Origin of the sequence: Nocardia concava NBRC 100430 (assembly GCF_000308815.1) — a bacterium.
GTDB lineage: Bacteria > Actinomycetota > Actinomycetes > Mycobacteriales > Mycobacteriaceae > Nocardia > Nocardia concava.
The window spans coordinates 31,695-49,887 of record NZ_BAFX01000010.1 but is presented as its reverse complement, the minus strand read 5'-3'; the positions used below and the strand labels follow the sequence as shown (position 1 = coordinate 49,887).

General features: G+C 68.3%; 16 protein-coding genes. 11 read left to right on the top strand and 5 right to left on the bottom strand.

Annotation, left to right across the window (positions count from 1 at the left end; all coding sequences use genetic code 11):
• Window positions 1-12: 12 nt before the first annotated feature.
• Window positions 13-759, bottom strand: a complete 747-nt coding sequence (locus ON43_RS03360; protein WP_040803388.1) for an MIP/aquaporin family protein — start codon at window positions 757-759, stop codon at window positions 13-15.
• A gap of 117 nt (window positions 760-876) precedes the next feature.
• On the opposite strand from ON43_RS03360, the gene ON43_RS03355 reads away from it, so the two are divergent.
• The 7 genes from ON43_RS03355 to mmsB all read left to right on the top strand — a co-directional run bounded on the left by ON43_RS03355 (window position 877) and on the right by mmsB (window position 9,657).
• Window positions 877-1,620 carry an IclR family transcriptional regulator gene (locus ON43_RS03355; protein WP_040803386.1) on the top strand — a complete coding sequence of 248 codons (744 nt, stop codon included), beginning with the start codon at window positions 877-879 and terminating at the stop codon, window positions 1,618-1,620.
• Window positions 1,621-1,848: 228 nt separating this feature from the next.
• Window positions 1,849-3,516 carry a ribulokinase gene (gene araB, locus ON43_RS03350; RefSeq protein ID WP_040803384.1) on the top strand — a complete coding sequence of 556 codons (1,668 nt, stop codon included), beginning with the start codon at window positions 1,849-1,851 and terminating at the stop codon, window positions 3,514-3,516.
• On the top strand, window positions 3,513-4,181 hold the full coding sequence (locus ON43_RS03345; protein WP_040803382.1) for an L-ribulose-5-phosphate 4-epimerase: 669 nt from the start codon (window positions 3,513-3,515) through the stop codon (window positions 4,179-4,181). Before araB ends, ON43_RS03345 begins: the two co-directional genes overlap by 4 nt.
• A gap of 42 nt (window positions 4,182-4,223) precedes the next feature.
• Window positions 4,224-5,651 carry an L-fucose/L-arabinose isomerase family protein gene (locus tag ON43_RS03340; protein ID WP_051177833.1) on the top strand — a complete coding sequence of 476 codons (1,428 nt, stop codon included), beginning with the start codon at window positions 4,224-4,226 and terminating at the stop codon, window positions 5,649-5,651.
• Window positions 5,652-5,666: 15 nt separating this feature from the next.
• Window positions 5,667-6,764, top strand: a complete 1,098-nt coding sequence (gene chvE, locus ON43_RS03335) for a multiple monosaccharide ABC transporter substrate-binding protein (protein ID WP_040803452.1) — start codon at window positions 5,667-5,669, stop codon at window positions 6,762-6,764.
• A gap of 20 nt (window positions 6,765-6,784) precedes the next feature.
• Window positions 6,785-8,338, top strand: a complete 1,554-nt coding sequence (mmsA, locus tag ON43_RS03330) for a multiple monosaccharide ABC transporter ATP-binding protein (RefSeq protein WP_040803381.1) — start codon at window positions 6,785-6,787, stop codon at window positions 8,336-8,338.
• Window positions 8,335-9,657 carry a multiple monosaccharide ABC transporter permease gene (gene mmsB / locus ON43_RS03325; RefSeq protein WP_083913127.1) on the top strand — a complete coding sequence of 441 codons (1,323 nt, stop codon included), beginning with the start codon at window positions 8,335-8,337 and terminating at the stop codon, window positions 9,655-9,657. Before mmsA ends, mmsB begins: the two co-directional genes overlap by 4 nt.
• A gap of 123 nt (window positions 9,658-9,780) precedes the next feature.
• On the opposite strand, the gene ON43_RS03320 is transcribed toward mmsB, so the two are convergent.
• Window positions 9,781-10,830, bottom strand: a complete 1,050-nt coding sequence (locus ON43_RS03320; protein ID WP_245568449.1) for a LacI family DNA-binding transcriptional regulator — start codon at window positions 10,828-10,830, stop codon at window positions 9,781-9,783.
• A 156-nt stretch (window positions 10,831-10,986) separates the two neighbouring features.
• On the opposite strand from ON43_RS03320, the gene ON43_RS03315 reads away from it, so the two are divergent.
• Genes ON43_RS03315 through yjfF form a run of 4 tightly spaced genes read left to right on the top strand, consistent with a single transcriptional unit; the run spans window position 10,987 to window position 15,603 of the window.
• On the top strand, window positions 10,987-11,946 hold the full coding sequence (locus tag ON43_RS03315; protein WP_040803379.1) for an ABC transporter substrate-binding protein: 960 nt from the start codon (window positions 10,987-10,989) through the stop codon (window positions 11,944-11,946).
• Complete coding sequence (locus ON43_RS03310; RefSeq protein WP_040803377.1) at window positions 11,946-13,496, top strand: sugar ABC transporter ATP-binding protein; 1,551 nt, start codon at window positions 11,946-11,948, stop codon at window positions 13,494-13,496. The genes ON43_RS03315 and ON43_RS03310 overlap by 1 nt, the downstream gene beginning before the upstream one ends.
• Window positions 13,493-14,587, top strand: coding sequence for an ABC transporter permease (locus ON43_RS03305; protein WP_083913126.1), 1,095 nt, complete (start codon window positions 13,493-13,495; stop codon window positions 14,585-14,587). The genes ON43_RS03310 and ON43_RS03305 overlap by 4 nt, the downstream gene beginning before the upstream one ends.
• Window positions 14,584-15,603 (top strand): galactofuranose ABC transporter, permease protein YjfF, encoded by a 1,020-nt coding sequence (yjfF, locus tag ON43_RS03300; protein ID WP_051177832.1) that lies wholly within the window; start codon window positions 14,584-14,586, stop codon window positions 15,601-15,603. The genes ON43_RS03305 and yjfF overlap by 4 nt, the downstream gene beginning before the upstream one ends.
• Here yjfF and ON43_RS03295 read toward each other — a convergent pair.
• Genes ON43_RS03295 through ON43_RS42095 form a run of 3 tightly spaced genes read right to left on the bottom strand, consistent with a single transcriptional unit; the run spans window position 15,554 to window position 18,182 of the window.
• On the bottom strand, window positions 15,554-16,504 hold the full coding sequence (locus ON43_RS03295) for a LysR family transcriptional regulator (protein WP_051177831.1): 951 nt from the start codon (window positions 16,502-16,504) through the stop codon (window positions 15,554-15,556). The two genes, yjfF and ON43_RS03295, sit on opposite strands and share 50 nt — an antisense overlap.
• Before the next feature lie 11 nt (window positions 16,505-16,515).
• The gene (locus ON43_RS03290) at window positions 16,516-17,127 is read right to left on the bottom strand and encodes a class F sortase (RefSeq protein WP_245568448.1); all 612 of its coding nucleotides are present in this window, start codon (window positions 17,125-17,127) and stop codon (window positions 16,516-16,518) included.
• Window positions 17,128-17,165: 38 nt separating this feature from the next.
• A complete protein-coding gene (locus tag ON43_RS42095) occupies window positions 17,166-18,182 on the bottom strand; it encodes a hypothetical protein (RefSeq protein WP_051177830.1) in 1,017 nt (338 codons plus the stop codon).
• Window positions 18,183-18,193: the final 11 nt, after the last annotated feature.

The window sequence follows — 18,193 nt, the reverse complement described above, 5'->3', positions numbered from 1 at the left end:
AGATTTCCTTGCTCACGCGGCCGCTTCGACCGGATCACGGTCGGCCGCTTCGGTTTCGGACGGAGTCAGCAGCCGTGCCACCACCGCGGCGGCGACGCCCGCGAGGAACTCGGCCGCGAGATAGACGGGGGCCTGACCCCAGGACACGTGCTCGCCGTAGAACTGCTGCACCAGCATCGGGCCCAGGGTGCGCGCCGGATTGATCGAGGCCCCGGTGGCGGGGGCGACCGGGATGATGGCGGCGAACACCACCAGGCCGATGGCCACGCCCGCGAATCCCGCTGGGGCGGCGCGATGTACGGCCAGCAGCACGGTCAGCACCAGGATGAACGTGCCGACGAACTCGGCGATGAACGCCTGCCCCGAGCCCACGCCGTGGCCGTACGCGGCGACGCCCAGCCCGACCTGCGAGGCACGCTTACCCAGCACCCCGACGATGGCGAACGCGCCGATCACCGCGCCCAGCAGCTGCGCGGCCAGATAGGCGGGCACCGCACGCCACGGGAACTGCCGGGTCACCGCGAGTGCCAGCGTCACAGCGGGATTGATGTGGTTCCCTGACACGTGCCCGAAGGCGTACACGGTCGCGACCACGACCGTGGCGAACGCCAGCGAGATCATGCCCAGATCGGCCATGGTGAACGGCGCGTCGCCGTTGACGATGAGCGTGGCGGGCACCGACCCGACACCGATGAAGACGAGGAACGCAGTGCCGAGCACCTCAGCCGCCAGTTTCCGCGGCGCGCGCAGTTCGTTCATGGGGAACTCCCGAGAGAATTTCGAAGCACATTCGATAATGTCGAATGTGATGCGTAGACTACGACGAAGTTACGTGGGTCACAAGACCCGGCTCCGGGTATCGAGGGAGGTTTCGGCGTGATCCAGTCCGTCGATCGGGCGGTCCGAATCCTGTTCGCGCTGCAGGGCGCCCGTCGTATGACGCTGTCGGAGCTGGCCGCCGAACTCGAACTCGCCCCGACCACGGTGCACGGCATCGTGCGCACGCTGACCGCGCACGGCGTGGTTGTCCAGGAGGGTGACGGCGGACGGTATCGGCTCGGACCGGCCGTACTGCGTTTCGGCAACGTGTACCTCGACTCGCTGGACCTGCGCGCGCGGTCGCTGGCCTGGGCGCACGAACTCGCCCGGCAGTCCGGGCTCGCGGTGCGGGTCGGGGTGCTGCTGGGCGACGAGGTCGTGATCATCCATCACGAGCCGCGCCCGGACGGCAGCCGTCAGATGCCCGAGATCGGCGCCGAGATTCCGGCGCACGCAAGCGCTCTCGGCAAGGTGATGCTCGCGTTCGGGGAGCTGCCGGAGTCGCTCGAGTTGCGCAGCATGACCGGTGCGACGGTGACCTCCCGCGAGGAATTCGCCGAACAGCTCGGCGCGGTGCGGGAATCCGGCATCGCCTATGAATGCGATGAGGCGGTGCTCGGCGAATCCGGTGTCGCGGGTGCGATTTTCGATCGCGCGGGGATCGCCGGCGCGGTGGCGGTGGTGGTGCCGACCCTGGATTGGCCTGTGTCGGAGGCGGTGATCGACATGGTGCGCACTACCGCCCGCACCATCTCGCGGGAACTCGGGGCACTGCGGTGGCCCCCGGTTGCCGCGCCGTAGGCGGAGGTGTTGACGACGCGGCGTGGTGAACGTTAACACGCCGCTCCCGCTCCGTCCACGGCTGGAGATCCCTTCTTCCTGATATCGGCCTCGACAAATGGTCGATCCATTTCTGCTGGCAGACAGTCCATCCCAGTTGACGCACGCGCATGCGCGGCCATCTCAACCTTGACACCGGTCCAGTGTCATAGGTAACAATGTGCGCGTTAACATAGCTGGGAGCAATGCATGCCAGACAAGTACGTCGTCGGTGTCGACTTCGGCACGCTGTCCGGTCGCGCCCTGGTCGTGCGGGTGCGCGACGGCGCGGAACTCGGAACAGCGGTCTGCGAGTATCGGCACGGCGTGATCGAACGCGAACTGCCCGCCACCGGTGCGCCGCTGCCGCCGGACTGGGCGCTGCAAGACCCCGGGGACTATCTCGAGGTGCTGCGGGTCGCGGTACCCGCGGCGGTGCGGGAAGCGGGAGTGGACCCGAGTGAGATCATCGGGATAGCAACGGATTTCACCGCGTGCACGGTGCTGCCGACCACCGCCGACGGCACCCCGCTGTGCCGGACGGCGCGGTTCGCGGACCGCCCGCACGCCTATCCGAAACTGTGGAAGCACCACGCCGCGCAGGCCCAGGCCGACCGCATCACCGCCGTCGCTCACGAGCGCGGCGAACCGTGGATCGGTCGCTACGGCGGCCGGATCTCGAGCGAGTGGGAATTCGCCAAGGGACTGCAGATCCTCGAGGAGGATCCCGAGATCTATGCCGCCGCAGCCCGTTTCATCGAGGCGGCGGACTGGATCGTGTGGCAGCTGTGCGGCCGCGAGACCCGCAATGTCTGCACCGCCGGGTACAAGGGCCAGCATCAGGACGGCGCCTGGCCGACGCCCGAATATCTCTCCGCCCTGAATCCGGGCTTCGCCGATTTCGTCGGCAAGCTCGACCATCCGCTGTCGCCGCTGGGCGGTCGTGCCGGCGGCCTGACCGAGCAGGCGGCGCGATGGGCCGGCCTGCGCCCCGGGATCGCGGTCGCCGTCGGCAATGTCGACGCGCACGTGACCGCGCCCGCGGCGCAGGCCGTCGGGGACGGGCAGATGCTCGCGGTCATGGGCACCTCCACCTGCCATGTCATGAACGCCGACCACCTGGCCGAGGTGCCCGGCATGTGCGGCGTGGTGGACGGCGGAATCCTGGACGGCAGTTGGGGTTACGAGGCCGGGCAGAGCGCGGTGGGCGACATCTTCGGCTGGTTCGTGGACAACGCCGTGCCCACCGACTACGCCGATCGCGCCGCCGCCCTCGGTGTCGACCTGCACACCTACCTCGGTGAGCTGGCCGCGCGCCAACGCGTCGGCGAGCACGGTCTGCTCGCGCTGGACTGGCTCGGCGGCAATCGATCCGTGCTGGTGGACCACGACCTGTCGGGGGTCCTGATCGGCCTGACCCTGGCCACCCGGCCCGAGGACATCTACCGAGCACTGCTCGAGTCGACCGCCTTCGGCACCCGCACCATCATCGAAACCTTCCGCACCGCAGGTGTTCCGGTGCGTGAGCTGACGGTGGCGGGCGGCCTGGTCAAGAACGCCATGCTCATGCAGATCTACGCCGATGTCACCGGACTGCCGCTGTCGGTGCTCGACTCCGAGCAAGGCTGCGCGCTCGGCTCGGCCATCCACGCCGCCGTCGCCGCGGGCGCGTACCCGGATGTCCGCGCCGCCTCGGCGGCCATGGGCCGGGTCGATCGGGCCGCCTACACGCCCGACCCGGAACGCTCGGCCGCCTACGAGGCCCTCTACGTCGAATATCGCGCGCTGCACGAGCATTTCGGCCGCGGTGGCACCGAGGTGCTGCACCGGCTGCGGCGCCTTCGCAATTCCGCACGCCAGGAGGTAGTGACCCGATGACGACCCTCGATCTCGCCGTGACCGGTCTGCGCACGCAACTGGTCGATCTGCATCGCGAACTGCTGCGCTGGAACCTGGTGGTGTGGACCGCCGGAAATGTCTCGGCGCGGGTGCCCGGCGCGGAACTGCTGGTCATCAAGCCCAGCGGCGTCTCCTACGACGAGCTGACCGCCGAGTCCATGGTGGTGTGCGATCTGGACGGCAATCTCGTCGACGGCGAGCTGTCCCCGTCCAGCGACACCGCCGCGCACGCCTACATCTACCGGAACATGCCGCACATCGGCGGTGTGGCGCATACCCATTCGTCGTTCGCCAGCGCCTGGGCCGCGCGGGGCGAACCGATCCCGTGCGTGCTCACCGCCATGGCCGACGAGTTCGGCGGGGAGATCCCGGTGGGCCCGTTCGCGCTCATCGGCGGTGACGATATCGGCCGCGGCGTCGTGGACACCCTGACCGGACACCGATCCCCGGCCGTGCTCATGCGCAATCACGGCGTGTTCACCGTCGGCGCGGACGCCCGCGCGGCGGTGAAGGCCGCCGTCATGTGCGAGGACGTGGCCCGCACCGCGCATCTGGCCCACGAGATCGGCCAGCCCATCCCGATTCCCCAGGCCGCCGTCGACAGCCTGCATGACCGCTACCAGAACGTCTACGGCCAGCACTGAATTCGCTGGTCCCGCCAAGGCTCTGACAAAGGAGTTACCCCTGTGACCGCACCCCAGGCACCGGCCCCCACGGCCGCCGCTCGCAAGCCCCGCATCGGCCTGCTCGGCATCATGCAGGCGCTCTACGACGACATGATCCCCGGCATCACCGAACGCCAGGCCGGATACGCCGAGGCCATCGCCGATCAGCTCGCCGATGTCGCCGAGTGGCGGGTCGGCCGTCCGGTGAAGGACCGCGCCGACGCCGAATCGGTCATGCGCGAATTCGCCAACGCCGATCTCGACGGCGTCATGGTGATCATGCTGACCTACGGCCCCGCCATGCGGGTCGCCCGGCTGTTCAACGAGAACCGAATGCCGGTGCTGCTGGCCAATATTCAGCCCGAACCGGCCGTCACCGCCGCCTGGGACATGGCCGACATGACCTACAACCAGGGCATCCACGGCGCACAGGACACCGCCAACGCCATGGTGCGCGCCGACCGGCCCTTCGAGGTGCTCACCGACGACTGGCGCAGCGACCGTTTCCGCGACGAGGTCGAACGCTGGGCGCGCGCCGCCCGCGCGGTCACGGCGTGGAAGTCGTTGAAGGTGGGCGTGTTCGGCTACGCCATGAACGACATGGGCGATATCCGCGTCGACGAGAACGCGCTGCTGCGGGCGCTGGGACCCGAGATCAGCTACCTCGCGCCGGGCGACCTGTACCGCGGCACCCGGGATGTCCCCGACGAGGACGTCAAGGCGCTCATCGACTGGGAGAACACGCATTTCGCGGTCGACGAGGCGCTGACCGACATCGAGCGCGAGGATCACGCCCGGATGCAGATCGCCATCGAACGCATCCTCGCCGACCGCGGCTACGGCGCGTACTCCACCCATTTCGACGCCATCGGCGAGGACGGCCGCTTCCGGCGGCTGCCCCTGGCCGCCGCGTCGAGCCTGATGGCCAAGGGGTACGGCTACGGCGCGGAGGGCGATGCGCTGGCCGCGTCCATGGTGTACGCCGGGCACCAGCTCATCGGCGACGGCCATTTCACCGAGATGTACGCCATGGACTTCCCCTCGGACTCGATCCTGATGAGCCATATGGGCGAAGGCAATTGGCGGGTCGCCCGTGAAGACGAACCGGTGCGGCTGATTCACCGCGAACTCGGGATCGGCAAGCTCGACGCCCCGCCGACCTTCCTGTTCCGCTACCGTCCCGGCCCGGCCACTCTCGCCTGCCTGGTCTCCCTGGGCGACGAACGGTTCCGGCTGGTGGTCGCCGAGGGCGAGGTGCTCGACGCCCCGCCGCTGCCGCAACTCGAGATGCCCTACGGCCAGTTCCGGCCCGACACCGGCGTGCGCGCCTGCATGGACGGCTGGCTCGCCGCGGGCGGCCCGCACCACCAGGTGCTCAATCTCGGCCGCCACGCCGCGGATTGGCGCGTGTTCTGCCGCCTGTCCGGCATCGAATTCGTCCAGGTCTGACCAAGGAGCATGCACATGACCGGCATCAATCGCCGCGACTTCTTCAGCGTCGCGGGCGGATCCCTCGCCCTGTTGGCGGCCGCCGCCTGTTCGGTCGACAGCGGCTCGGGTTCGGGGGACAAGGGCGCGGGCGGGCGCATCGGAATCGCCATGCCCACCAAGTCCTCCGAGCGCTGGGTGGCCGACGGCAACAACATCGTCAACCAGTTCAAGGCGCTGGGCTACACCACCGATCTGCAGTACGCCGAGGACGTCATCGAGACGCAGGTCTCGCAGCTCGAGAACATGCTCACCCAGGGCGCCAAGGCGCTGGTGATCGCGGCCATCGACAACAAGTCGCTGACCGGGGTGCTGGCGCAGGCCAAACAGAACAAGGTCGCGGTCATCGCCTACGACCGGCTGATTCGCGACACCGCCAATGTCGACTACTACGCGACCTTCGACAACTTCAAAGTCGGTGTGCTGCAGGCGAGTTACATTACCGATTACCTGGGGTTGAAGGACGGCAAGGGTCCGTTCAACGTCGAGTTGTTCGCCGGTTCGCCCGACGACAACAACACCTACTTCTTCTTCAACGGCGCGATGTCGGTGCTGCAGCCGCACATCGACGCGGGCAAGCTGGTGGTGCGGTCGGGCCAGACCAAGGTCGATCAGGTGACCACCCTGCGCTGGGACGGTGCGACCGCACAGTCCCGTATGGAGAATCTGCTCTCGGCGCATTACGCGGGCGCGAATGTGGACGCGGTGCTCTCGCCCTATGACGGGCTGTCCATCGGAATCCTGTCCGCGCTCAAGGCCGTCGGCTACGGCGGGGCCAAGAAGATGCCCATCGTCACCGGTCAGGACGCCGAGCGGGCCTCGGTCAAGTCGATCATCGCGGGTGAGCAGACCCAGACCGTCTTCAAGGACACCCGGGATCTGGCCAAGCGCGCGGTGCAGATGACCCACGCCATCCTCACCGGCGGCACCCCGGAGACCAACGACACCACCTCCTACGACAACGGCGCGAAGAAGGTGCCTTCCTATCTGCTGCAACCGGTTTCGGTGGACAAGGCCAACTATCGGGCCGCGCTCATCGACACCGGCTACTACACCGACAAGGACCTGCAATAGCAGCGGGAAGGAGCGCGTCCATGCCGGACCATATTCTCGAAATGCGCTCGATCACCATGGAATTCCCGGGCGTGAAGGCACTCGACGCGGTCGACCTGTCCGTCGCCCGCGCCGAGATCCACGCCCTGGTCGGCGAGAACGGCGCGGGCAAATCCACCCTGATGAAGGTGCTGTCGGGGGTCTATCCGCACGGCTCCTACAGCGGGCGAATCCTGGTGGACGGCAACGAGATGGCCTTCAAGGACATCCGGCACAGCGAGGCGGCCGGCGTCGCCATCATCCACCAGGAACTGGCGCTGGTCCCGCAGCTGTCCATCGCCGAGAACATCTTCCTGGGCAACGAGCGCACCCGCGCGGGAATCCTCGACTGGCAGGAGACCAATCGGCAGGCCATGGCGCTCATGGAGCGGGTCGGGCTGATCGAGGACCCCGAAACCCTGGTCGCGACACTGGGTGTCGGCAAACAACAGCTGGTGGAGATCGCCAAGGCACTGGCCAAACAGGTGCGGCTGCTCATCCTCGACGAACCCACCGCGGCGCTCAACCAGGCCGACAGCGACAGCCTGCTGGGCCTGCTGCGGGAGCTGCGCGGACAGGAGATCACCTCGATCCTCATCTCGCACAAGCTCAACGAGGTGCTGGCCGTCTCCGACACCATCACCGTGCTGCGCGACGGGCACACCATCGAGACCCTCGAGGTGGACGGCACCGTCACCGAGGACCGCATCATCAAGGGCATGGTGGGCCGCGACCTGGACCACCGCTTCCCGCCCCGGCCGCCGGATTCGGCCACCGGGGAGGTGTTCTTCGACATCGAGGACTGGAGCGTCGATCACCCCACCATCGCCGGACGGCAGGTGGTGCGGGGCGCGTCGTTGCGGGTGCGGCGCGGGGAGATCGTCGGGCTGGCCGGGCTCATGGGCGCGGGCCGCACCGAGCTGGCGATGAGCGTCTTCGGCCACTCCTACGGTCGCAATATTCGCGGCACGGTGCGCAAAGACGGTGCACCGGTGCGTATTTCGACGGTGCCGCAGGCCATCGACGCCGGGATCGCGTACGTGTCCGAGGATCGCAAACAGCTCGGGCTGATCCTCGACGAGGACATCCGCCGCAACCTCACCCTCGCCAATCTCGCGGCGGTGTCGCGGCATTCGGTGATCGACACCCACGCCGAGGTCGCCGCGGCGCAGGAGCTGCGCACCCGGCTCACGGTCAAGGCGCCCACTGTGTTCGCCAAGGTCGGCAATCTCTCGGGCGGCAACCAGCAGAAGGTGGTGCTCGGGAAATGGATCTTCACCCAACCCGATCTGCTGATTCTCGACGAGCCGACGCGTGGCATCGATGTGGGCGCGAAATACGAGATCTACCTGATCATTCGAGAACTCGCGGCGGAAGGCAAAGGCGTACTGGTGATCTCGTCGGAACTGCCGGAACTGCTCGGCCTGTGCGACCGGATCTACGCCATGAGCCAGGGCCGAATCACCGGTGAACTGGCCGCCGCCGACGCCACCCAGGAGGCACTCATGCGATTGATGACCCGCGGCGCGAACCCTCAGGAGGTGGCCGCAGAATGACTTTGCTCGACAAACTGAAGGACGATTCGAGCTCCGACGCCATCGTCGCCAAGGCCGCGGCCGAGGACCGGGGCGGCGTGCTCTCGATCGTGCGAAAAGCGCTGCGCGGCAATGTCCGCCAATACGGCATGATCGTCGCCCTGGTGGCGATCACGCTGCTGTTCCAGGTCCTGACCACGGCCCGGCTCAGCGACGGAGTGAGCCTGCTGACGCCGCTCAATGTCACCAATGTGATCCTGCAGAACGGCTACATCCTGGTGCTGGCCATCGGCATGATGCTGGTGATCATCAACGGGCACATCGACCTGTCGGTCGGCTCGGTGTGCGCCCTGGTCGGCGCGCTCACCGGCATCGCCATCGCACACTGGCACTGGCCGTGGCCGGTCGTGGTGGTGGCGGGCCTGGCACTCGGCGCGATCATCGGTGTGTGGCAAGGGTATTGGATCGCCTACGTCAAGATCCCGGCGTTCATCGTCACCCTCGGCGGCATGCTGCTGTTCCGCGGACTGGCCCAGCTGGTGTTGCAGGGGCAGTCGATCGGGCCCTTCCCGCAGGGCTTCGTGAACATCGCCGCGGGCTACCTGCCCAACTGGCTGCCCATCCACGCACTGGTCTTCGACGGCTTCCGGCACGGCGTCGTGGTGCGGCTGAAAACCGGTGAGCTGCACGGGCTCACGCTGCTGCTGGCGGTCGCCGCCATCGCCGCACTGGTGTGGACCCAGCTGCGGGTGCGGCGTCGTCGGCGGTCCTACGGGATGCCCGCCGGGCCGCGCGGGCTGTTCATCGCCAAGATGGTGGCGCTCGGCGTGGTGATCGGCGCGTCCGGATTCGTGCTGGCCTCCTACAACGGGCTGCCGGTCATCGGGCTGATCCTGGTGGTGCTCATCGTCGTCTACTCGTTCGTCATGAACCGCACCGTCATCGGCCGCCGCATCTACGCCGTCGGCGGCAATGAGAAGGCCGCGGCGCTGTCGGGGGTGAACACCCGGCGCAATACCTTCTGGGTGTTCGTGAACATGGGCGTGCTCGCGGCATTGGCGGGCATCATCTTCGCCGCCCGCCTCGGCGCGGCCACCCCCAAGGCCGGGCAGAACTTCGAATTGGACGCCATCGCCGCGGCATTCGTCGGCGGCGCGTCGGCCAGCGGCGGCATCGGCACCGTGGTCGGGGCGATTGTCGGCGCGCTGGTCATGGGCGTGATGAACAACGGCATGTCCATGCTCGGTGTCGGCAGCGACTGGCAGCTGGTGATCAAGGGGCTGGTTTTGCTCGCAGCGGTCGCCTTCGACGTCTACAACAAGAAGCGCGCCGCCGCCTGAGACCGCCGGAATCCAGCGGTGTATTCCGGTACGCCGGAACCTCGGTCCGAATAGTCCCCGGGTGCCCCCGAGGTTCCGGCATCCCGCGTGCCGTCGCGGGCGACGCCGATCCCGCCTCCGGGATCAGCGCGCCCGCGGCGGCGCGGTGCTGTCGCGAATGACCAGAGTCGGTATCACCTGCGGGGATTCGGGGGAGGCGGTCTCGGATTCGATGAGCCCCAGCAACAGCCGCATGCTCTGGCGGCCGACCTCGTCGAAGTCCTGGCGCACCGTGGTCAACGGCGGGGACAGATACGCGGCCTCGGGGATGTCGTCGAAGCCGACCACGGAAATGTCCTCCGGCACCCGCAACCCGCGTTCGGTGAAGGCGCGCAGCAACCCCAGCGCCATCTGGTCATTGGCCGCGAAGACCGCGGTCACCCCGGGCTGGGCGGCCAGCACCGGGCCCGCCTCGTAGCCCGAACGCGCACTCCAGTCGCCCGCGATGATGGGCGGCACCGTCGCGCCCGCGGCCTCCAGGGTCTGCCGCCACCCGTCCACACGATCGCGGGACTCCAGCCAGCCGTTGGGACCCGAAATGTGCCAGACCGTTTCGTGACCCAGATCCAGCAGATGCCGCACGGCCAGCCGCGCACCCTCGACCTGGTCCACCGACGCCGACGGCAATCCGGCATCCGGCCCGGCCTCCACCGCGACCGCGGGCAGCATGGGAGGCAGGCTGTGCAGCGCCGCCGCCGCGACCATCAACGGGGCGATGATGATGACCCCGTCCACACCCTGATCGGCCAATGTCCCCACGGCGTCGAGCACTTCGGCGCGATCGGCGCGCTGCAAGGTCACGACGCTGACCCCGTATCGAGCCGCCCGAGCCGCCCGCTCGATACCCAGCAACATCGATGCCGGGCCGTAAAGGACGGTGTCGAAAGTGACCACCCCCAGCACTTTCGAGCGCCGGCTCACCAACCCGCGAGCCATGGCATTGGGCCGGTAACCCAGCTCCTCGACCGCCCGCAGCACCCGCTCCCGCGTCTCCGGCCGCACCCGCGGACTGTCGTTGAGCACCCGGGACACGGTCTGATGCGAGACCCCGGCCCGCTTGGCCACATCGATCATGACCGCGGGCCGGACGGGCTGCGGGGCAGCACCGTCGGCAACCTTCTCGTTGTCCCTCACATCCACACCTTTCGGCTGCAACCTGGTCCCGACCGGGAGTCTCCGCCCGACTGATTCAGCGTACGGGGTTCGATTCGACCCTTGACGCCATCAATGTGAGCGTTAACACTATCAGGACCTCCCCCCACTTCAACTGTTCGCTCCAAGGGAGAGCTCGTGTTAAAGAGGCTTGTCATCGTCGCCAGCACCCTCACTCTCGCCGCTGTCGCGGCCGGCTGCGGAAGCGATTCGGGAAGTGGTGGAACCACTCTCGGATTCTCGCAGGTCGGTGCGGAGAGCGGCTGGCGCACCGCCAACACCCAATCCGTCCAGGACTCGGCCAAAGAGGCCGGGATCAACCTGAAATTCGCTGATGCACAACAGAAACAGGAAAACCAGATCAAGGCGATCCGGTCGTTCATCCAGCAGCGGGTGGACGTGATCGGGTTCTCCCCGGTGGTCGAATCGGGCTGGGACACCGTGCTGAAGGAGGCCAAGGACGCCAAGATCCCGGTCATCCTCACCGATCGCGCCGTGGATTCGAAGGATCCCACGCTGTACGCCACCTTCCTGGGCTCGGACTTCGTCGAGGAGGGAAAGAAGGCCGCGCAGTGGGTGATCGATACCTACAAGGGGTCGAATGAGACCGTTAACATCGCCGAGTTGCAGGGCACCACGGGGTCGGCCCCGGCCATCGACCGCAAGAAGGGGTTCGCGGATCTGATCGCGGCGGATCCCAAGTTCAAGATCGTCGTCTCGCAGACCGGTGACTTCACCCGCGCCAAGGGCAAGGAGGTCATGCAGGCGTTCCTGGCCTCGCACCAGAAGATCGATCTGCTGTTCGCGCACAACGACGATATGGCGCTCGGCGCGATCCAGGCCATCGAGGAGGCCGGTCTCAAGCCCGGCAAGGACATTAAGATCGTGTCCATCGACGGCGTGCACGACGCGCTGCAGGCCCTGGTCGACGGCAAGGAAAACTATGTCGTGGAATGCAATCCGCTGCTCGGACCTCAATTGATGGAGCTGGTCAAGAAGGTCAAGGCGGGACAGCCGGTGGACCACCGCATCGTCACCACCGAAACCGCCTTCACCCCGGAACAGGCCGCGGCGGCCCTGCCCAGCCGGAAGTACTGATGTCCGCGTCGACCACCGCGCCGCTGCTGTCGATGACCGGCATCGGCAAGCGCTTCGGCGCGGTGACCGCGCTGACGGCGGTGAACCTGCGCCTGTTCCCCGGGGAGATCCACGCCCTGGTCGGGGAGAACGGCGCGGGTAAATCCACACTCATCAAGGTGCTCACCGGGATTCACCCCGCCGATGCCGGGACCATCCGGCTCGGCGGGGAGCCGGTGCGCTTCACCGGGCCGCAGCAGGCCCAGCGCGCCGGGGTGAGCACCGTCTACCAGGAAGTGAACCTGTGCCCGAACCTCTCGGTCGCGGAGAACATCTACATCGGCCGGGAGCCGCGCCGGGCCGGACTGGTGCGCTTCGACGCCATGCGCAAGGCCGCCGTGGCACTGGTCGCCCGGATGGGGCTGGACGTGGATGTGAGCGCGCCGCTGGGCTCGTATTCGCTTGCGGTGCAACAGCTCATCGCCATCGTGCGGGCCGTCGACCTCGAGGCGCGGGTGCTGGTGCTCGACGAGCCCACGTCGTCGCTGGACGCGGGTGAGGCGAGCCGGCTGTTCGAGCTCATGCGGCGGCTGGCCGGGGAGGGGGTCGCGATCCTGTTCGTCACCCACTTCCTGGATCAGATCTTCGCGCTGTGTGACCGGGCTACGGTGCTGCGCAACGGGACTCTGGTCGGGGAGTACCCGGTGGCGGAGCTGACCCACAAGACCCTCGTGGGGCACATGCTCGGCAATGCGGCCGGAACCCTCGAACAGATCGAGCGGGAGAGCGCCCAGCACGACGTGCCGCGCGCCCGGACCGGGGATCCGGTGCCGGTGCTCACCGCCACCGGCGTGAGCGGGCGGCGAAACTCGGTCGCCCCCTTCGATTTGACGGTGCACGGGGGCGAGGTGGTCGGCCTGGCCGGGCTGCTCGGGTCCGGGCGCACCGAGACGGTGCGGCTGCTGTTCGGGGCCGATCGCGCTGTCACCGGCGACGTCGCTGTCACCGGTGACGCTGCGAGCGGCCCGCTGCGGTCGCCGCGCGCCGCGGTCGCGCAGGGGCTGGCCTACTGTCCCGAGGATCGCAAGACCCAGGGGTTGATCCTCGAGCTCTCGGTGGCCGAGAACATCCTGCTCGCCGCGCAGGCCGCCCGGGGCTGGGCGCGTCGCATACCGGCCCGCAAACGGGCCGAATGGGTATCGAAATACATTGCCGCCCTGCGAATCACGCCCGCGGACCCGACCCTGCCGGTCAAGGCGCTGTCGGGCGGGAATCAGCAGAAGGTGCTGCTGGCGCGGTGGCTGGTCACCCAGCCGCGGCTGCTGATCCTCGACGAGCCCACCCGCGGCATCGATATCGGGGCCAAGGCCGAGATCCAGCGGCTGGTGCTGTCACTGTCGGAGGAGGGGATGGCGGTGGTGTTCGTTTCCGCCGAACTGGAAGAGGTGCTGCGGTTGTCGCACAAGGTCGAGGTGCTGCGCGATCGGCAACTGGTCGCCGAACTGAGCAATGACGAGACGCTGACCATGGATCGGCTCATGGAAACCATTGCCAGCGGGGCGGTTTCATGAAAGCCAGGATCTCCGAACTGATGCGGCACCGGCTGGTGTGGCCGGTGCTCGCGCTGGTGGCGCTGCTGGCCGTGGACGTCGTGCACACGCCCGGATTCCTGGCGATCCGCATCCAGGACGGTCACCTCTACGGCGGCCCGATCGACATCCTGCGCTACGGCGCTCCGCTGGTGCTGATCTCGGTGGGCATGACCCTGGTCATCGCCACCCGGGGCATCGACCTGTCGGTGGGCGCGGTGGTCGCCATCGCCGGGGCGCTGGCCTGCCTGCGCATCCAGAAGTTGAGCGATCCGAGCGCGCTGGGCGGCGTCCTCGCGGCGGTCGGAGTGGCCGTCGTCGTGGCCGCGGCGCTGGGGCTGTGGAACGGAATCCTGGTGTCGCGCCTGCGTATTCAGCCGATCGTGGCGACGCTGATCCTCATGGTCGCAGGGCGCGGGCTGGCCCAGCTGCTCACTCAAGGGCAGATCATCACCGTCAACAGCAGCCCGTACCACGTGATCGGCGGCGGCTTCCTGCTCGGCGTGCCGGTGCCCGTGCTGATCGCGGCGGGGGTGACGGTGGGGGTGGCGCTGTTGTTGCGGCGCACCGCGCTGGGGCTGCTGCTGGAATCGGTCGGCGGCAATGCCGAAGCCTCACGGCTGGTGGGCATCCGGGCGGGCGGGCTGATCACCGGCGTGTACGTGGTGTGCGCCTGCTGCGCGGCGGTGGCCGGGCTCATGATCAGCTCCAATGTCTCCGCCGCCGACAGCAACAATGCCGGACTGTGGATCGAACTCGACGCCATCCTCGCCGTCGTACTCGGCGGCACGGCGCTCACCGGCGGCCGGTTCCATCTCGGCGGAACGGTGCTGGGCGCGTTGGTGATTCAGACGCTGACCACCACCATCTACACCATCGGCGTACCGCCGGAGACCACGCTGCTGTTCAAGGCGCTGGTCGTGATCGCCGTGTGCCTGGTGCAGTCACCGGTGTTCCGGGCCAAGGTGTTCCGCGGTCGATCCGAGCGGCGGGATACGGCAGCGGCCGTGACCGAAGCCGACGGCGGCGCGGCGGCTGCCACTCCCAGCGAGCAGGAGGCGATTCATCGATGAGCGCACCCGTCACAACGGCGGCCGGTCCGGTCGCGGCGCTGAAAAATGTTGTGCTGCACGGCGAACGCTACACACCGGTGCTGGTCACCGCCGTGCTGTTCGTGGTCATGTACGGCATCGGGGTGGCCCGCTACCCGGCGTTCGGCTATCCGCAGGTCTTCGTGAACCTGTTCATCGACAACGCCTTTCTGCTGGTGCTGGCCGTCGGCATGACCTTCGTGATCCTCACCGGCGGCATCGACCTGTCCGTCGGCGCGGTCCTGGCGGTGAGCACGGTGATCTCGGCGTGGCTGGTCACCGTGCACCACTGGCCCGCGCCGGTGGTCATGGTGCTGATCCTGGTGGGCGGCACCGTCTTCGGCGCGGGCATGGGCGCGGTGATCCATTACTTCGAGATCCAGCCGTTCATCGTCACCCTGGCGGGCATGTTCCTCGCCCGCGGGCTGTCGTATGTGATCAGCACCGACTCGATCACCATCACCGACCCCACCTACACCCACCTGGCCCAGCAGCGAATTCACCTGGGCTCCAGCGTCTTCGTGTCGGTGGGCATGCTGGTGGCGCTCGCGGTGGTCGCGGCCGCCTTCGTGGTGCTGCACTACACCCGCCTGGGCCGCACCGTCTACGCCCTCGGCGGCAACGAGCAGTCCGCGGTCATGATGGGACTTCCCGTGGCGCGCACCAAGATCGCCGCCTACGCCATCAGCGGCGCCTGCTCGGCCCTGGGCGGCATATTGTTCACCTTCTACACCCTCTCGGGCTGGAGCCTGCACGCGGTCGGCATGGAACTCGACGCCATCGCCGCCGTCGTCATCGGCGGCACCCTGCTCTCCGGCGGCAGCGGCTTCGTCCTCGGCTCGGTCCTCGGCGTCCTCACCCTCGGCGTCATCCAAACCATCATCAGTTTCCAAGGCACCCTGAGCTCCTGGTGGACCAAGATCGTCATCGGCGCCCTGCTGCTGGTGTTCATCCTGCTGCAGCGTGTGCTGGGAGGCCGGGCTCGCGGCCAAGGGTGAGTGCGCCGCCGTCGATCGTGGTGAGCGCCTTGGCGAGGGCCGCGGCGGGCGGGGAGAGTCGGCCGTCGGGCGTGGCCAGTGCGATGTCCCAGTACAGGGGTGGGGCCACGGGGATCGCTGTCAGGTCCGGGTGCCAGGCGGCGGCCACGGCCGGGAGCAGAGTGACGCCCGCTCCCGTGCGGGCGAGATCCATGGTGGTGTTCAGCGAGTCGACCTCGTAGGGATCGGCCGGGCTGATACCGGCGGCGTCGAGTGCGAGGTCGACGATCTGGCGCAGGCTGCTCTCCGGATCGTGGAGGATCAACGTCTGGTCGGCCAGGTCGGCGACGGCCACGTGATCGCGGCTCGCCAGCGGATGGTCGGGCGCGCAGACCAGCACCAGCGGTTCATGGTGAATGTTGCGCAGCCGGATTCCCGGCGGCGGCTGCGGCGGCGGCGCGATCAGCCCGACTTCGGCGGACTTCTCGGCGATCGACCGGGCGATGGCCACGGAGAGACCGGTTTTCACGCGGACCTTGATCAGAGGATGCTCGTCGCGAAAGCGGGTGATGAAGGTGGGCAGGTCCAGAATGCGGGAGCATCCCTCGTGGATGTGCAATTCGACTGTGCCGGAAGGGTTCGTCGTGAATTGTGCGGTGACCTCCCGGGCTCGCTGCGCTGCGTCGAGAGTGGCGTTGGCCTCGGCCAGCAAGGCCGTGCCCGCCGGTGTCAGTACGACCGCCGGTGGGGTGCGGTCGAACAATTGGACGCCGAGTTCGCGTTCGAGTTTCGCGATGGCCGAGGACACCGCCGATTGCACTACATGCACGCGTGCCGCGCCGCGCGAGAAACTGAGTTCCTGCGCCACTGCGACAAAATATTCCAATTGCCGCAATTCCATCGGATCAATGTGCCATTTCATCGGGCTGCACCTCAATAGCTGCCTACCAGTTTTGTGTAGACGATCACATTCGATCGGTAGCTGCGGGTGGCGGTGTCGAAACTGCCGCCGCAGGTGACGAGTTGCAGTTCGGCGTCACCGTGGTCGCCGTAGACCTGTTGATTCGGGAAATCGTCCTTGCTCACGGTGGTGGTGTGGTCGACCTGGAAACGCAGGGTGCTGCCGTCGGTGCGGGCGACCTCGACCAGATCTCCCGCGGTCAACTCGCCGAGCCGGAAGAAGACCGCTGGGCCGCGATAGGAATCGACGTGGCCGAGGATGACCGCGGAGCCGCGGTCTCCGGGCGCGGCACCCGGGCGGTACCAGGACGGGCGGGTGAAGGTCGCCGGATCATCCACGGTGCCATCGGATTTGAGGCCGATGACGTCGAGCGGGGTGGTCAGGCCGAGCTTCGGGATCATGAGGGTTCGCGGCTCGGAGTGGGAGAGCGCCGGTGCGGCCACGACCGGAGCCTGCAGACGGGTGTCGGCGTGGGCGGGCGGGGTCTGCACCTGGCGGAGGCCGGGACCTCCCATGATCAGGACGACGGCGCTCGCACCGGCCAGGATGATCAGTAGGACGGCGATCCGGTGTCGGAGATTCACCGCGACGGTCTCCGCTGTGCCCGGCCTAGGTGCGCCGCTCACCGCGCCGCGTCCGATGCGTGGTTCGGACGACGGGAGACGAGGAAGCCCGCGCCGATCATCGTCAGCAGTCCGAACATGCCGAGCAGGGAGCGGTCCGAGGTGATCAAGCCACCGTCACCTGTTTCGGGGTGACCGGTCGGAATCGGGTAGTGGGACCCGGGCCACCGCGAGTCGAGACCGTCCGCACCGGCCGTCACCTCAGCACTGTCCATCCCATCGGAGATGCCCGCAGCGGCGCCGGCGGGGTTCGCGCCATCCCGGCCGGGTGCGGCTGCCACTCCCGGATGCGTGCCGGGCCGGGCGACGGTCAGTGCGCCGACGCCCAACGGTATTGCGCCGGAACCGATTCCGGCCGCAACCGCCCCACCCGCCGCCGCGCTGCCGAGTGCCGCGCTGCCCACCGCGGCGCTGCCCACCGCGGCGCTGCCCACCGCGGCGCTGCCGACGGCCGCACTACCGACTGCCGCACTGCCGACCGCGCTGCCGAGACCAAGTCCGGCGGCTCCCGCTCCCGCGCTGCCCAACGCCTCCGCGCTGCCGGTGGCGAGACCCCCCGCTGCAGCGCTGCCCGCGTCCAGTCCGGCCTCCCCGGCGCTGCCCAAAGCCGCTGCGCTGCCGGAGTCCGCCCCCGCGGCCGCGGCACTGCCGGAGTCGGCGCTACCGAGGGCCAGTTCGGTGCCCGCCTCGCTCCCGGCGCCCAGGGCGGCCGCACTGCCCGCGTCGAGGGCGTTGGCGCTGCCGAGCGCCAAGTCGGTTCCGGCGCCCAGGGCTCCCGCACTGCCCGAGTCCAGGGCGTTGGCGCTGCCGGTGCCGAGGCCGAGCGCGAGTCCGGTGTCGCTGCCGGTGTCGGCGGAAACCGCCGCTCCGAGTCCGGCGGAGCCGGTGTCGATAGCCACGTCCGCGAGGGCGGCGGGCGCGCCGAGGACGGTCAGGGTGGTGACCGCCGCCAGTTCGCCCAACAGGATCCGGGTGCCGTGAGTTGCCTTGCGGTGCTTGGCGATCGTGGTCTGCATCAGCTTCTCTC

Bases quoted from the DNA above. Each gene is read 5' to 3' on its own strand.
- ON43_RS03360 (WP_040803388.1), bottom strand. From the start codon at position 759: ATGAACGAACTGCGCGCGCCGCGGAAACTGGCGGCTGAGGTGCTCGGC.
- araB (WP_040803384.1), top strand. From the start codon at position 1,849: ATGCCAGACAAGTACGTCGTCGGTGTCGACTTCGGCACGCTGTCCGGT.
- ON43_RS03345 (WP_040803382.1), top strand. From the start codon at position 3,513: ATGACGACCCTCGATCTCGCCGTGACCGGTCTGCGCACGCAACTGGTC.
- chvE (WP_040803452.1), top strand. From the start codon at position 5,667: ATGACCGGCATCAATCGCCGCGACTTCTTCAGCGTCGCGGGCGGATCC.
- mmsA (WP_040803381.1), top strand. From the start codon at position 6,785: ATGCCGGACCATATTCTCGAAATGCGCTCGATCACCATGGAATTCCCG.
- mmsB (WP_083913127.1), top strand. From the start codon at position 8,335: ATGACTTTGCTCGACAAACTGAAGGACGATTCGAGCTCCGACGCCATC.
- ON43_RS03310 (WP_040803377.1), top strand. From the start codon at position 11,946: ATGTCCGCGTCGACCACCGCGCCGCTGCTGTCGATGACCGGCATCGGC.
- ON43_RS03305 (WP_083913126.1), top strand. From the start codon at position 13,493: ATGAAAGCCAGGATCTCCGAACTGATGCGGCACCGGCTGGTGTGGCCG.
- yjfF (WP_051177832.1), top strand. From the start codon at position 14,584: ATGAGCGCACCCGTCACAACGGCGGCCGGTCCGGTCGCGGCGCTGAAA.
- ON43_RS03295 (WP_051177831.1), bottom strand. From the start codon at position 16,504: ATGAAATGGCACATTGATCCGATGGAATTGCGGCAATTGGAATATTTT.
- ON43_RS42095 (WP_051177830.1), bottom strand. From the start codon at position 18,182: ATGCAGACCACGATCGCCAAGCACCGCAAGGCAACTCACGGCACCCGG.